Origin of the sequence: Pseudomonas sp. MIACH (assembly GCF_001269925.1) — a bacterium.
Lineage (GTDB): Bacteria > Pseudomonadota > Gammaproteobacteria > Pseudomonadales > Pseudomonadaceae > Aquipseudomonas.
Map to the genome: position 1 here is coordinate 20,012 of NZ_LHVO01000010.1, position 13,250 is coordinate 33,261.

Sequence of the window (13,250 nt, forward strand, 5' to 3'; positions counted from 1 at the left end):
TGGGTATGTGGCTTGATTTACCGACCTTCAATACGGTCGTGGCGTCGACGCCGCTGGTGGCGATCGATCTGGTGGTGAGAAACAGCCGTGGCGAGGCCTTGCTGGGCTTGCGCGTCAACCGGCCGGCCTACGGCTTCTGGTTCGTGCCCGGTGGGCGTATCCAGAAAAACGAACGCCTCGACAGCGCCTTTCGGCGCATCACCCGCGACGAACTGGGGCACACCTTTGAGCGCGCCGAGGCGCGGCTGCTGGGGGTGTTCGAGCACTTCTACGACGACAGCGTGTTCGCCAACGCCGGGGCCGGGCCGGACACCCATTACGTGGTGCTCAGCTATTGCCTGGACCTGCCGGAAGGCCAGACCCTGCAGCCGCCCACGGAGCAACACCAGCATTACCGCTGGTGGCCCCAGGATGAACTGCGCATCAGCCTGCGGGTGCATGAACACGCTCGCGCCTATTTCTGACTCTCTTTCCCGAGGACGCTCTCATGTTGTTACCCGTGATCATGGCAGGCGGTTCGGGGTCGCGCCTGTGGCCGCTGTCGCGGCAACTGAACCCCAAGCAGTTCCTGCGCTTGACCGACGCGCACCTGTCGATGCTGCAGCAGACCATCACGCGGCTGGAAGGCGCCAACGTTGCGCTGCCGCAGTTGATCTGCAATGAACAACATCGCTTCCTGGTGGCCGAGCAGTTGCGCCAGTTGGGCATGGAGCAGGCCAGCATCCTGTTGGAACCGGTGGGGCGCAATACGGCGCCGGCTATCGCGCTGGCGGCGTGCAAGGCGGTGGCTGACGCCCAGGACCCGATCCTGCTGGTGCTGGCGGCGGACCATTTGATCGAAGACATCCCGGCGTTTCATGCCAGCCTGGAAGTGGCGCTGCCGCTTGCCCGTGACGGCAAACTGGTGACCTTCGGTATCACCCCCACCAGCGCCCACACCGGCTACGGTTATATCGAGCAGGGCGCGGGGGTGGGCGAGGGCGGTTATCGGGTCAAGCGCTTCGTCGAGAAGCCCGATGCCGCCACCGCGGCGGCGTATGTGGCCAGCGGTGCGTATTACTGGAACAGCGGCATGTTCATGTTCCGCGCCAGCCGTTACCTGGAGGAACTGGAACGCTTCCAGCCGGCCATCCTTGAGGCTTGTCGCGTGGCGCTGGAAGGAGGCAGCCAGGATCAACCCTTTACCCGCGTGCATGCCGCGACCTTTGCCGCGTGCCCGGACGATTCCATCGACTACGCGGTGATGGAAAACACCAGCGACGCGGTGATGGTGCCGTTGCAGGCTGGCTGGAGTGATATCGGCTCGTGGTCGGCGTTGTGGGAGGCCAGCGAAAAAGACACCAGCGGCAATGTGATCCGCGGCGATGGGCTGAGCCTGGACACCCGTGACACCTACGTCCACGCCGACAGTCGGCTGGTGGCCACGGTGGGGGTGCAGGACTTGATCATTGTCGAGACCAAGGACGCGGTGCTGGTGGCCCACAAGGACCAGGTGCAGCAGGTCAAGGGCATCGTCGACCTGCTCAAGCAGGCCGGGCGCCATGAGCATCTCAACCACCGCGAAGTGTATCGGCCATGGGGCATGTACGACTCGGTGGACAACGGCCAGCGTTACCAGGTCAAGCGCATCACGGTGAAACCGGGGGCCAAGCTGTCGGTGCAGATGCATCACCACCGCGCCGAGCACTGGATCGTGGTCAGTGGTACGGCGCGGGTGACCAATGGCGAACAGACTTACCTGGTGGCGGAAAACCAGTCGACCTATATCCCCATCGGCCAGGTGCACGCCCTGGAAAATCCAGGGGTGATCCCGCTGGAGTTGATCGAGGTGCAGTCGGGCTCTTATCTGGGCGAGGACGATATTGTGCGCTTTGAAGACAAGTACGGCAGGGCCTGATGTTTTCCGACAATTAATAACGTTTTAAATAACTTCGCCGGGCGCAATGCAGTGCAGACCGGGGGGTTGCCGAAAAAACGTTATTTTCAACTAAGCCGGTTAAATATATCTGTCTGGTGTGCTGTTTAGTTGAATGGCACTATCGGTTTGCCTGCTCACTGATGATAAGGAGTCTGACATGAGAAAATCATTGGCTATTCTGGTACTCGGTGTCTTGAGTACTTCGGCGATGGCCGACGAGTTACCGTTGGGGCTTGATACCGAAGTGGTCGGAACCGTTACGGTGGGGCAAACGTTGTTGGTCGGCGCTGCCCTGATTGCGGGTGTTGCCGCTGTTTCAAACAGCGGCGGCAGCTCCAATGGCGGCACCACCACGGGTACTACCGGCACCACCGGCACTACGGGTACCAGCAACTAGTCGTACACCCTCCGCTTTTAAGACCGCTTGGATTCCCCGCCCAAGTGGTCTTTTTTTCTTGTCGTCTATCGCGAGTGTCCTAGCACTATGATGCGTATTTTTTCTATTGCAGCCGTGGCCGCTGCATTATTGCAAGGCTGCATGTTTGCCCCGGGCCAATATATGGACACGGCCGCCCTGACCGAAGAGGGCGGGGCTGAAAACAGTCGCGTGGATTTAATTCCGATTACACCAAAGTTATTGGCCATGGACGCGGCAAGCCACGTGCCTTATTCCATCCCTGCGGAACTCTTGAGTTATAAACCCGGGCCGTATTTGATCGGCGCCAATGATGCGTTGTATATCACGGTATGGGATCACCCTGAACTCACCGCGCCGTCCGGCCCGCAACAGCAGATCGATGCCAACGGTCGGTTGGTCAGCCCGGAGGGCAATCTGTTTTACCCCTATGTGGGCGAGGTGGTTGCCAAGGGGCGCAGCATTGAAGCGCTGCGCAGCGAGATCACCGACAAGCTGCGCCAGTACATCGACAGCCCCCAGGTGGATGTCAGCGTGTTGCGCTTTGCCAGCCAGAAAGTGGTGATCAGCGGCGCGGTGATCAAGGCCGGTCCGATGCCCATCACCACCATTGCCATGAACGTGAGCGAAGCCCTTGGCGCGGCCGGTATCGACCCGATCAACGCCGACCTGTCGAACCTCACCCTCACCCGTGGCGGCAAGCGCTACACCCTGGACCTCGACACGCTCAACCTTGAGCAGTCGCGCCTGAATGACATTTACCTGAAGGACGGCGACCAGCTGTACCTGGCCTACAACGACCGCAAGCGCATCTACGTGATGGGCGAGGTGATGCAACCTCGCGCGCTGAGTTTCAAGACCCGCAGCATGAACCTCTCCGACGTGCTGGGTTCGGTGGGCGGGGTCAACCAGAACACCTCCAACGCCGATGCCATCTACGTGATTCGCGGCGCACAGAACATCAATGTGGAACCGGCCAAGGTGTTCCAACTCGAAGCCGGTTCCCCCTCGGCCATGGCCCTCGCCACGCGCTTTGATGTGCAGCCACAGGACGTGGTGTTTGTCGGCCCGGCGAATATCACGCGCTGGAACCGTTTTATCAGCCAGCTGGTGCCGTCCGCGTCGATCATCGGCATTGGCGCATCCACCCAGAACAACCTGAGCGAAGCCAGCAGCCGATAGGGTGGTACCTGCGTGAACAGTCTGAAAATCGGTACGTACGCAGGGTTGGCGTGGCTGTTGGCGGGCTGCAATCCGCTGATGCAGGCCTCGCTGGATACCTTCAAGGCTGCCGTGGGCGGGCCGACGCCGCTGGTGTTGAGCCAGGCCCAGGTGGATGCGGTGCCGTTCCCGCAGATCAAGGTCACCACGGTGTCCGGCGAAGGGGTCATGGCGCTGATCCGCCAGCGTGATGACCTGCAGTTCTGGGTGGCGTCCGGCAAACAGGTGCTGCTGCTGCGCGACGGTCTGGTGGTGCGTACGGTGGGCCTGGGCACTGACCTGGATGGCACGCGCTGGCAGGGCCGGTCGCCGTTCCAGCAGGGGCTGCACCGGGTGCCGGACGGTTATCGCAGCACGCGCCAGATCGACCTGGTGGACGGCTATCGCCTGGGCGTTACGGTCAACAGCCGCATGACGCGTCAGGGCCTGGAGACCGTCGAGATTCTCGACAAACCCTATGCCTTGCTGCGGGTCGATGAAGACATCGAGGCCGCCGGCTTTCAGGCGCGTAACCGGTACTGGGTCGACCCCTCCGACGGTTTTATCGTGCAGAGCGAGCAGCACCTGACGCCCGACCTGACCCTGACCATCACCCAACTGCAACCGACCCGCAAGGACGCCCCATGATGGTTCGAAGACTCGGTGCACTGCTGCTGTTGTACGGTTGCGCCAGTGTGTCTCAGGCCGCGATGACAGTCAGCGGCGAGGTGCGCCATCCGGGGTCGATCCCGTTGGCGCCCGAAGCTCGCTTGCTGGATGTCATCACCGCGTCGCAACCGGATGCCCAGGGCTATTGGCTCGGTGCGGCCTGGCTGCGCCAACCCTTGCTGGCGCAGCAGGCACGGCTCAAGGCCGGTGTGCTGTTTGACCTGCACACCCTGCAGCAGGCGGCGTTGGCGGCCGGGCATGAAGGTCGCGTGCAGGTTGCGGCGCAGTTGTATCAGCAGGTGCAGGCCTTGCCGGTGACCGGCCGCCAACGGGCGATGCTGGATCCGGTGGCCGTGGAAGTCGGCTTTGCGCCGAACCTGCGGGTCAGTGATGGCGACCGCCTGGTCTATCCGCCGAGACCCCACAGCGTGCGCGTCGTGGGGGCCGTCGCCGTGGCCTGCACGTTGGCATTCCAGCCGATGCAGCGGCCCCTCGATTACCTCCACGCCTGTCCGGCCCTGGCGGAAGCGGACCGCGATTACCTGTGGCTGATCCAGCCCGATGGCCACGTCACGCGCCTGGGCATTGCCCCATGGAACCGCGAAGACGGCATGCCGCCCGCACCGGGCAGCACGTTGCTGGTGCCGATCCGCAATGACGACCTGGACCCGCCCACCCCTGAGCTCAATCAGCAACTGGCCGAGTTTCTTGCCACCCAACCCCTGGCCGAGGTCACGCCTTGAAATTATGTATTGCGGCCGTGCTGCTGGTGCCCTGTGGCGTCGCACATGGCGATCCCCGTTACACCCAAAGCGATTTTGGCGGCGTCGGGCTGCTGCAAACCCCCACCGCACGCATGGCGCCCGCCGGCGAGCTCAGCGTGAATGCCAACCGCACCGAACCCTACAGCCGCTACAGCTTTTCGGCGCAACCCCTGGACTGGCTGGAGGGTACCTTTCGCTACACCGCGATCACCAACCGCCCCTATGGTGCCGAGTCGTTCAGCGGCGGCCAGAGCTATAAGGACAAGGCCGTCGACGCCAAAGTGCGCCTGTATCAGGAAAGCCACTGGCTGCCCGAGGTGGCGCTGGGCTTCATGGACCTGGGCGGCACCGGGTTGTTTTCCAGCGAGTACCTGGTGGCCAACAAGCGTTACGGCGATGTGGATTTCAGTGCCGGCATCGCCTGGGGGTACCTGGGCAGTCGCGGTGATTTCGACAACCCGTTGGGCGCCTTGGATGATCGTTTCAACGAGCGACCCACCGCCGAAGGGTCCGGCAGTTTTTCCAACGGCTACTTTCGCGGCCGACCCGCGTTGTTTGGGGGGATCGCCTATCAGACACCCTGGGCGCCGCTGAGCCTCAAGCTGGAATACGAAGGCAACGACTATCAGAACGAGCCCCGCGACAACAACCAGCGCCAGGACTCGCCCATCAACCTGGGCCTGGTCTACAAGCTGGCCGACGCCATCGATGTGAGCGCCGCCTGGGAGCGTGGCAACACCGCCATGTTCGGTATCACCCTGCACACCAATTTCGTCAGCCGCAAAGCCCCGGTAAAAACCTACGACCCACCGGCACCCAAGTTGCCTGCCAAGGCACCGACCACGCCGATGGACCAGGTGGATTGGGCTGCCGTCTCCCAGCGCCTGCACGACAATGCCGGCTACAACGTGCAGCGCATTACCCAGCGCGGGCCCGAGCTATTGGTGTACGGCGAACAGCAGCGCTATTTCTACAGTGCCAAGGCGGTGGGTCGCGCCAGTCGGATTCTGGATAACAGCGTGAATGACCAGATCGATTGGTTCACCCTGGTGAGCGAGCGTTATGCGCTGCCGATCGAAGAAACCAGCGTGCCGCGCGAGACCTTTCGCGAGGTGGTCAACCAGCGTGAAGACCTGCAGGACCTGCATCGCCAGGTCGAGGTCAATCGCGCCAGCAACCGCAGCCAGACAGTGCTGTATACCCAGCCACCGAAACCCTTCACCTATGGTGTGGGGCTGGGCTACAAGCAGAACGTCGGCGGGCCGGATGGCTTGCTCTACCAGGTCTCCGCCGACCTCGACGCCGAGTACCGATTCACTCGCAATACCTGGTGGAGCGGCCTGCTCAGCGTCAACCTGCTGAACAACTACGACGGCTTTACCTACGATGCCCCCAGTGGTCTGCCACGGGTGCGGACCGACCTGCGCCGCTACATGACCACGTCCGATGTGACCCTGCCGACCTTCCAGCTCAACCATGCGGTGCAGTTGGACCAGGACCTCTACGGGATGGTCTACGGTGGCTTGCTGGAATCGATGTATGCCGGTGTCGGCAGTGAAGTGCTGTACCGCCCGATGGGCCTGCGCTGGGCATTGGGTGCCGATCTGAACTACGTGCGCCAGCGTGGTTTCGAGCAGGATTTCAGCTTGCGCGATTACCGCACCGTCACCGGACATATCACCGGCTATACCGATCTGCCGTTCAACATTCAGGGCGCCTTGAGTGTGGGCCGCTACCTGGCCAGGGACTGGGGCGCGACCCTGGACCTGTCGCGGGAATTCAACAATGGCGTGCGGATTGGCGCGTGGATCACCCGTACCACCGTGTCCAGTGAACAGTACGGTGAGGGCAGCTTCGACAAAGGCCTGTACCTGTCCATTCCGTTCGATGAGTTGATGAGCCTGTCGACGATGCGTCGCGCCAACCTGGTATGGGCACCGCTGACCCGCGATGGCGGCGCACGCTTGAACCGCGCCTACTCACTGCATTCGATGACCGACGGGCGCGACAGTGAGCTGTTCTATAAGAACATCGGCAAGATCACCGAATAGATCCCACTATCTCTTCGACGTAGCGCTGTCGCGCAGCAAACGGGAACCTCTGTGGCGAGCGGGCTTGTCCCGCGTTGGGGTGCGAAGCGCCCCTGATGAAGGCGAATGCGGTGTATCAGGCACTCCTCTGGGGCTGGTTTTGGGGCTGCCGCGCAGCCCCTCCCACATTTGAACTGTATTGATTGCCGGATATCAGTAGATGTCCTTGGACAGCAGCGTAAACGGCGTCTTCAACAGGATCTTGATGTCCAGCCACAGCGACCAGGTGTTGATGTAGCGCAGGTCGATGTCGACGCGCTGTTGCATCTTCTCCAGGGTCTCGGTCTCGCCCCGGCAGCCATTGACCTGGGCCAGGCCGGTGATACCGGGTTTGATCCGGTGGCGGGCCATGTAGGCGCGAATTTTCCCCGAGTAGTAGTCGTTGTGCGCAATCGCATGGGGGCGCGGGCCGACCAGTGCCATGTGGCCTTGCAGCACGTTGAACAACTGCGGCAATTCATCGATGGACGTTCGCCGGATAAACCGGCCCACCGGGGTAATGCGCGAATCGTTGCGACTGGCCTGGCGTACCTCATGGTCGTCATGCACGCGCATGGAGCGGAATTTCCACACCTTGATCACCTCACCGTTCCAGCCGTGGCGGTCTTGCTTGAAGATCACCGGGCCAGGGGAGGTGAGCTTGATCAACACCGCGAACAGCAACAGCAGTGGGCTCAGCACGATGATCGCCAGCAGCGCCAGGCTCTTGTCCAGCAGCGATTTGCTCAGCGCTGCGGTGGGGCGGCTGGTCAGCGGGCTTTCATTGAGGAAGATCGCTGGCAGCCCATCCACCTCGGCCACGCAATGGTTGAGCAGCAGCATGTTATTGAGGTCGGGCACCCAGATCACATCCACGCTGATCTCCAGCAGGTTGAGGTACAACGCCTCAATGTGGGTGGCTTCCTGCAATGAATGGGTGATGTAGAGCCGGCGGATGCCGTGTTGTCGGATCAATTGGGGTAATTGCGGCAGCTCGCCGAGTATCTGCGCTTGCGCAGCCTCTGCGGCCTCGGCACGGCTGCCGACCAGGCCCACCAGGGGCGAGCGTTTTTGCCGCGAGAGGGTTCTGGCCAGGTCCACGGCAAGCTTGCCAGTGCCTACGATCAACGACTTGTGGCGCTCGTGAAGTTGGCGATGGTAATACCGGGACAGGCTGTGCAGCGGTATATAACACAGTGCCAATAACGGGTAACTGACGGCCGCCCAGAGTAATAAGGTTTCCAGCGGAAACAGGGCGCTGGCATTACACGCTATGCCCACGGCAAACAATATAGCCATGGTTAACAGCCAGCCCATGAATAAACGTCCAAGGCCCACGGCATAGTCATCTTTCTTGCTATAGACGTCGCACAATGTATACGCCGGGAGAGAGGCTAATATCGTAAAGGCGGCCAAGACGCGGTAGTAATACTCCAGTTGGCCGGTCTTTAGGATAACCAACGTAAATAACAGTGCAACCACCAAGCCCGATGCAAGTGTCCATTGTCCCCAGAACGTTAAACCCCTGGGGGTCAGGTTTCGATGCAGTCTAGTGTTAGTAAGCATAGTTCTGCTCCCGGTGATGACCGCGCACGTGGTGGCAGGCGTTAAGGGGTTAGCTGTTATAAACGACAGGCACGCGCAGGCGCGTACCCATTGATAGTAATGAACGGCAGGGGGCAGTGGCTGACGAGTTATAACAAGGTCAGGAGCGTGCTAGCGAAGGGGGTGTTATAAAAGGGCAGGTAGAAGAGTTTGTTAATAGGCAGGGTGAATTAAAAAGTCTGGGTTTTTTTATTTTTGTTAACGGCGTGGCTGACTAAGCTCTAGCGGCTTTTTAATTTTTTGCGTCAGGCAATAACCACGGTTTCTTACTGCACGAAACAGACGTTCACCGTCGTTGACCCGCTTGAATTTTTCCTGCAGGCGACTCAGGCACATTTCCAGTCCGCGGTATAAATCAGGTTCACGCCCTATATTACGGATCAACTCTTCTTTGCTGACCACACGCTCTTCATGGTGCAGCATCTTTTTAATCAATGCCGATTCAATGGTGGTCAATGAGATGCGCAGGCCACCTTTGACCAGTGTTCGGTCATGTTGGGTGAGCAGCCAGAAATCCTGTGGATGCGGTGGCGTTCGTTCAGCGCTTATATCCTGGGTGCGTGTGTGGTTATTCGGCGCGCTGTCAGGGTCCTTGGCGGTTGGCATTATGGATTCTTGCCACTTGGCGTTAAACGGTTGTGAGGGCAAGTTGAGGGTGTGGGTAATGATGTAGGCATTAAAGCGCGGGGTGATCTGTGGTTGAGAAAACGCCAGGTTTGTATCGGCGGGGTCCGTTTTGGCCGCCGCGTTTACATCGTAATGGAAGAACTCTGCGTTGGGCGTGAAGTCCTGCAGTGCGATAGATGCAAGTGTCGGAGCGAAGGCGTGTTTCTTGAAGGAGCTCATAAGGTCCACCCATATCAGGAAGATGCAGTTGTTAGAGGCAGTCAGCGGGGGAGTAATAACCGCCCTGAAAGTATTCGAACGGTAAGTTTTTAGCCAGCATTGCGCTGTCGGCAAATTCGACCTGATCGGCGATAAAGCACACTTTGCTCACACTGATCAGCTCCAGCATGCGGTCATAGAGCCGGTCGAACAGGTCCGAACGGGTATTAAGGCTGAGCCGCAGGGCAGAATCCGGAAACGGCATTTTTATGTAGTCGTAGAGCTCAAGGTCGATCAGCAGGTCTGCCGGCTTTGTATCGAGTCTGTAGTTGTTGTAGGCCAATGTGATGCTGTGGTCTTTCAACTTATACAACTGGCGCACCATCGCCCGCCGTTCTACCGGACCGGGCAGGGCGTCCAGTGGGTTGTCGAGACTCAGGGTGAAGGGGTGTTTGTGGTATTCCAATGCCCGCGCGGCTTGAATGATCGCCCTGAGAATATCGTCGTTCATCAAGGCTGATTGCCCGATGCGCAGAAGCGTATGACTCTTCGCCGGGTGGAGTGCATTAAGCGTTTTGCGCGGTGGGTGGATATGGCGCAAGGCCTCAGTGCAGGCACTTTCAAGTTGTTCGAGATTAACGCCCCCCGCCACGCTGATTTCACTGCCCCACCAGGCATGACCGCGATCAACGATGGCTTGCCTGATGATCTTGAAGTGAGGGGGCTGTAAAGAGGGGGTTTTTTCGCTATTCACGGTTCGGCCCTTCCTGAGCAGAGTGGAAATGGCTGGCGCAAATAAGACCCCGGCTGAGTTTGTAACCATAACCGCGAATATTCTGGATGATGTTTTCACCGTAGTGCGCCTTGATTTTACTGCGCAAACGGCTGATGGATTTTTCCAGTGCGCGGGAGTCGTAGTACTTGGTATTAAGTCCCATGACACTGGCGATCTCATTATGACTGAGCAGTCGGTTCTGAATAAGCGCTTCCAGTACTTTCATTTCGACGAAGGAAATTTCCAACTTCTTGCCGTCGCCATACAGGCACATGCGGTCCTGGTCGAGTATCAGGTCGCACTGATTGAAACGAGCACTTTCGCTGAGGAACGCATCAAACAGGTGCAACTTTTTTTCCGGGGAAGTTTCGATCACCTTGATGCAGTAATCGGCGCCGGCCAGGTAGTATTTTGTTTTGCTCAGGGTGGAGGCAAAGGTGACGACGACGAATATCGTGCAGTCGGGATTTTCAGTTCGCGCCTTTCTTATTATGTCCAGGCTTAGATTGCTGGCGGAGGGTGTATCAATTTCCAGGATGATGGCACGGTAATGCATGTGACTTTCCTGGGTGTCAATTAGTTGCCCGTAGCAACGTGTATCGACTTTTAAATTATTCGCTACAGTGCGAACTAAAAGCGCCCGAAAGTCCTCCGATTTCGATTGAGTCCGTGCAATAGCGAGGACGTTGGAAAAATGCATCACCTACTCCCTTTTCCGGCATGCAAGGCCGTCAGTTCAATCGCTGCTAGCGTTTAGATACTAATCGAATTGATTAGGCTAAAACGTGACAAATTTTAACATTCGCCACTTGGCTTTTACGAGCGCAGCCGGGTAATAGGGGGATAGTGCACGGGGGGTTGTACGGACTTAGACATATGCTAGTGCAAACTCTTAATGTGCGATAAGTATTTTAGTTCCAACGATTTTTTTTCACCGGCGCAGGTTTAAGCATTGCCTGCTCAGGCCGGAAAAAGCGCCGGCAGGGCGACCCCAAGGTTGGCGGACACCGCCTCGGCTCGACGTCAACGACGTAGCTGCACCTCGGCCTCGATGCACGCCACCAAAAACTCCATGACCACCTTCACGGACGGCGAGCGGCGCATGTCGGGGTACACCGTAAGCCAAATATCACGTAAAGGGCCTTCGACCGCCGTGGGCAGCCTGACCAGCAACGGGTCGTGATCGCCCACCACGGTCGGCAAGACCACCGCGCCCACCTGGGCCCTGGCCGCCATTTGCTGGGTGGCCAGGTCGCTTGCGGCAAACGCGATCTCACGGCTGCCGCGCAGTTGGTGCATCCAGGCTTGCTGGGGCAGGTGATCGCGGCTGCTGTCGTAGGCGATGAAAGTCCACTGCGCAGCCGGCAATTGCAGGAATGTCGGCGGGCCATATAGCCCGAAACGCACCACGCCGACCTTCCTGCGCACCAGGGCTTCCTCATCGGGACGCACCGTGCGCAGGGCAATATCCGCTTCACCTTTGTCCAGCGCAGCCAGTTCGGTCGACGGTATCAGCACCAGGTTCAACTGCGGGTATCGGCTGCGCAGGCGCGCTATATGGGACGCGATGCAATAGTGGGCGATGGACGGCGGGCAGCTGACCCGCACCGTGCCGGCCATTTCGATGGACGCGACCCGCGACAGGCGCATCACCTGCGTCGCCATTTCGTCCATGCCCGCCGCCAACTCCGCCAATGCCAGGCCTTGCGCGGTGAGTGGGCGGCTGCGCGGCAGGCGGTCCACCAGCTTGACGCCGAGGGCTTTTTCCAGGGCATCGACGCGGCGCCCGACGGTGGCGTGCTCCACCTGCAACTCGCGGGCGGCCGCCGACAACGACTGGCTACGCGCCAACACCGTGAAGTAATACAGATCCTGCCAATCGAACATCGGGTTATTTCCGCACGGAGGCTGGGAGAGTTTGGGGAATTTTCCTACTGAGGGTGTCCTTTTACCATGGCCGCTTCCCAGTGCACACGGAGTTGTCCCCGATGAAAGCCATTACCTTGCAAACCTACGGCGGCCCTGAAGTCGCCCAATTGCGCCATGACGTCCCCAAACCCCAGCTGTTGGCCGGGCATGTGCTGGTCAAGGTGGCGTGCGCCGGGATCAACTTCATGGATATCCATACCCGCCAGGGCAAATATGCGCAGTCGTCGACCTATCCGGTGCGTGTGCCCTGCACCTTGGGTATGGAGGGCGCCGGCGTCGTGGTGGGAGTCGGCGCAGGCGTCAGCCATTTGGCCGTAGGCGATCGGGTGGCGTGGTGCATCGCCTGGGGCGCCTTCGCCGAGTACGCCCTGGTGCCCGCAGCCAGGGTGGCGCAGATTCCCGTTGCCATCGCCTTCGATCAGGCTGCTGCGGCGATGTTTCAAGGCTGTACCGCCCACTACTTGATCGAGGATGTCGCCAGGTTGCAGACCGGCAACACCTGCCTGGTCCACGCTGCGTGCGGCAGCATCGGCCAGTTGTTGGTGCAGATGGCCCGGCGCTCAGGCGCCACGGTGTTCGCCACCGGCAGCACCGCTGAACGCTGTGCCATTGCCCACGAACGCGGTGCTCACCAGGCCTGGGTCTATGACGGCGGCCGATTTGCCGAGCGGGTGTTGGAGGCCACGGGCGGGCAGGGGGTGGATGTGGTCTTCGATTCGCTCGGCAAAAGCACCCTGCGTGACAGCTTCCGCGCCTGCCGCACGCGCGGCCTGATCGTGAACTATGGCAATGTCTCGGGTTCGCTGACCGACCTCGACCCGATGGAACTGGGGGAGGCGGGCTCGCTGTTTTTGACGCGTCCCCGATTGGCCGACCATATGGCTGACGGCGCGACCGTACAACGGCGCGCCAACGCGGTGTTTGCGGCGATGCTTGAAGGCACGTTGACCGTGGCTATCGAAGGGCATTACACGTTGGAAACGCTGCAGCAGGTGCATGAGCGCATCGAAGCGCGGCAACAGATCGGCAAGGCCGTGGTGTGGGTAGATCGCGACCTGCATTAATCGAAGGCGAAAAAAAA

The 13,250-nt window shown here is 59.9% G+C and carries 13 protein-coding genes; 8 read left to right on the forward strand and 5 right to left on the reverse strand.

Features of this window, described 5'->3' with window-relative positions; genetic code table 11:
* The first annotated feature begins 5 nt into the window (after positions 1 to 5).
* From AD670_RS03050 to AD670_RS03080, 7 genes are all read left to right on the forward strand, one after another.
* Positions 6 to 464 carry a GDP-mannose mannosyl hydrolase gene (locus tag AD670_RS03050; RefSeq protein ID WP_053128353.1) on the forward strand — a complete coding sequence of 153 codons (459 nt, stop codon included), beginning with the start codon at positions 6 to 8 and terminating at the stop codon, positions 462 to 464.
* A gap of 23 nt (positions 465 to 487) precedes the next feature.
* A complete protein-coding gene (locus tag AD670_RS03055; protein ID WP_053128213.1) occupies positions 488 to 1,897 on the forward strand; it encodes a mannose-1-phosphate guanylyltransferase/mannose-6-phosphate isomerase in 1,410 nt (469 codons plus the stop codon).
* 178 nt (positions 1,898 to 2,075) lie between these two features.
* On the forward strand, positions 2,076 to 2,315 hold the full coding sequence (locus AD670_RS03060; protein ID WP_053128215.1) for a hypothetical protein: 240 nt from the start codon (positions 2,076 to 2,078) through the stop codon (positions 2,313 to 2,315).
* Between the two features lie 87 nt (positions 2,316 to 2,402).
* Positions 2,403 to 3,515 carry a polysaccharide biosynthesis/export family protein gene (locus tag AD670_RS03065; protein ID WP_053128217.1) on the forward strand — a complete coding sequence of 371 codons (1,113 nt, stop codon included), beginning with the start codon at positions 2,403 to 2,405 and terminating at the stop codon, positions 3,513 to 3,515.
* A 12-nt stretch (positions 3,516 to 3,527) separates the two neighbouring features.
* The gene (locus AD670_RS03070; protein ID WP_256243855.1) at positions 3,528 to 4,181 is read left to right on the forward strand and encodes a YjbF family lipoprotein; all 654 of its coding nucleotides are present in this window, start codon (positions 3,528 to 3,530) and stop codon (positions 4,179 to 4,181) included.
* Entirely contained in the window at positions 4,178 to 4,945 is a 768-nt protein-coding gene (locus AD670_RS03075; protein ID WP_053128219.1) for a capsule biosynthesis GfcC family protein, read from the forward strand. Before AD670_RS03070 ends, AD670_RS03075 begins: the two co-directional genes overlap by 4 nt.
* A complete protein-coding gene (locus AD670_RS03080) occupies positions 4,942 to 7,017 on the forward strand; it encodes a YjbH domain-containing protein (protein WP_053128221.1) in 2,076 nt (691 codons plus the stop codon). Before AD670_RS03075 ends, AD670_RS03080 begins: the two co-directional genes overlap by 4 nt.
* A 192-nt stretch (positions 7,018 to 7,209) precedes the next feature.
* On the opposite strand, the gene AD670_RS03085 is transcribed toward AD670_RS03080, so the two are convergent.
* From AD670_RS03085 to AD670_RS03105, 5 genes are all read right to left on the reverse strand, one after another.
* The gene (locus AD670_RS03085) at positions 7,210 to 8,601 is read right to left on the reverse strand and encodes an undecaprenyl-phosphate glucose phosphotransferase (RefSeq protein WP_053128223.1); all 1,392 of its coding nucleotides are present in this window, start codon (positions 8,599 to 8,601) and stop codon (positions 7,210 to 7,212) included.
* A 237-nt stretch (positions 8,602 to 8,838) separates the two neighbouring features.
* Positions 8,839 to 9,486 (reverse strand): winged helix-turn-helix domain-containing protein, encoded by a 648-nt coding sequence (locus AD670_RS03090; protein ID WP_053128225.1) that lies wholly within the window; start codon positions 9,484 to 9,486, stop codon positions 8,839 to 8,841.
* Positions 9,487 to 9,517: 31 nt separating this feature from the next.
* The gene (locus tag AD670_RS03095; RefSeq protein WP_053128227.1) at positions 9,518 to 10,219 is read right to left on the reverse strand and encodes a hypothetical protein; all 702 of its coding nucleotides are present in this window, start codon (positions 10,217 to 10,219) and stop codon (positions 9,518 to 9,520) included.
* A complete protein-coding gene (locus AD670_RS03100) occupies positions 10,212 to 10,940 on the reverse strand; it encodes a winged helix-turn-helix domain-containing protein (RefSeq protein ID WP_053128229.1) in 729 nt (242 codons plus the stop codon). The genes AD670_RS03095 and AD670_RS03100 overlap by 8 nt, the downstream gene beginning before the upstream one ends.
* 323 nt (positions 10,941 to 11,263) lie before the next feature.
* On the reverse strand, positions 11,264 to 12,127 hold the full coding sequence (locus AD670_RS03105; RefSeq protein WP_053128231.1) for a LysR family transcriptional regulator: 864 nt from the start codon (positions 12,125 to 12,127) through the stop codon (positions 11,264 to 11,266).
* Between the two features lie 101 nt (positions 12,128 to 12,228).
* Between AD670_RS03105 and AD670_RS03110 the strand changes: the two genes are divergently transcribed.
* Positions 12,229 to 13,233: a quinone oxidoreductase gene (locus AD670_RS03110; protein ID WP_053128234.1), complete on the forward strand. Its 1,005-nt coding sequence runs from the start codon at positions 12,229 to 12,231 to the stop codon at positions 13,231 to 13,233.
* Positions 13,234 to 13,250: the final 17 nt, after the last annotated feature.

Bases quoted from the DNA above. Each gene is read 5' to 3' on its own strand.
- AD670_RS03050 (WP_053128353.1), top strand. From the start codon at position 6: ATGTGGCTTGATTTACCGACCTTCAATACGGTCGTGGCGTCGACGCCG.
- AD670_RS03055 (WP_053128213.1), top strand. From the start codon at position 488: ATGTTGTTACCCGTGATCATGGCAGGCGGTTCGGGGTCGCGCCTGTGG.
- AD670_RS03060 (WP_053128215.1), top strand. From the start codon at position 2,076: ATGAGAAAATCATTGGCTATTCTGGTACTCGGTGTCTTGAGTACTTCG.
- AD670_RS03065 (WP_053128217.1), top strand. From the start codon at position 2,403: ATGATGCGTATTTTTTCTATTGCAGCCGTGGCCGCTGCATTATTGCAA.
- AD670_RS03075 (WP_053128219.1), top strand. From the start codon at position 4,178: ATGATGGTTCGAAGACTCGGTGCACTGCTGCTGTTGTACGGTTGCGCC.
- AD670_RS03085 (WP_053128223.1), bottom strand. From the start codon at position 8,601: ATGCTTACTAACACTAGACTGCATCGAAACCTGACCCCCAGGGGTTTA.
- AD670_RS03090 (WP_053128225.1), bottom strand. From the start codon at position 9,486: ATGAGCTCCTTCAAGAAACACGCCTTCGCTCCGACACTTGCATCTATC.
- AD670_RS03100 (WP_053128229.1), bottom strand. From the start codon at position 10,940: ATGCATTTTTCCAACGTCCTCGCTATTGCACGGACTCAATCGAAATCG.
- AD670_RS03105 (WP_053128231.1), bottom strand. From the start codon at position 12,127: ATGTTCGATTGGCAGGATCTGTATTACTTCACGGTGTTGGCGCGTAGC.
- AD670_RS03110 (WP_053128234.1), top strand. From the start codon at position 12,229: ATGAAAGCCATTACCTTGCAAACCTACGGCGGCCCTGAAGTCGCCCAA.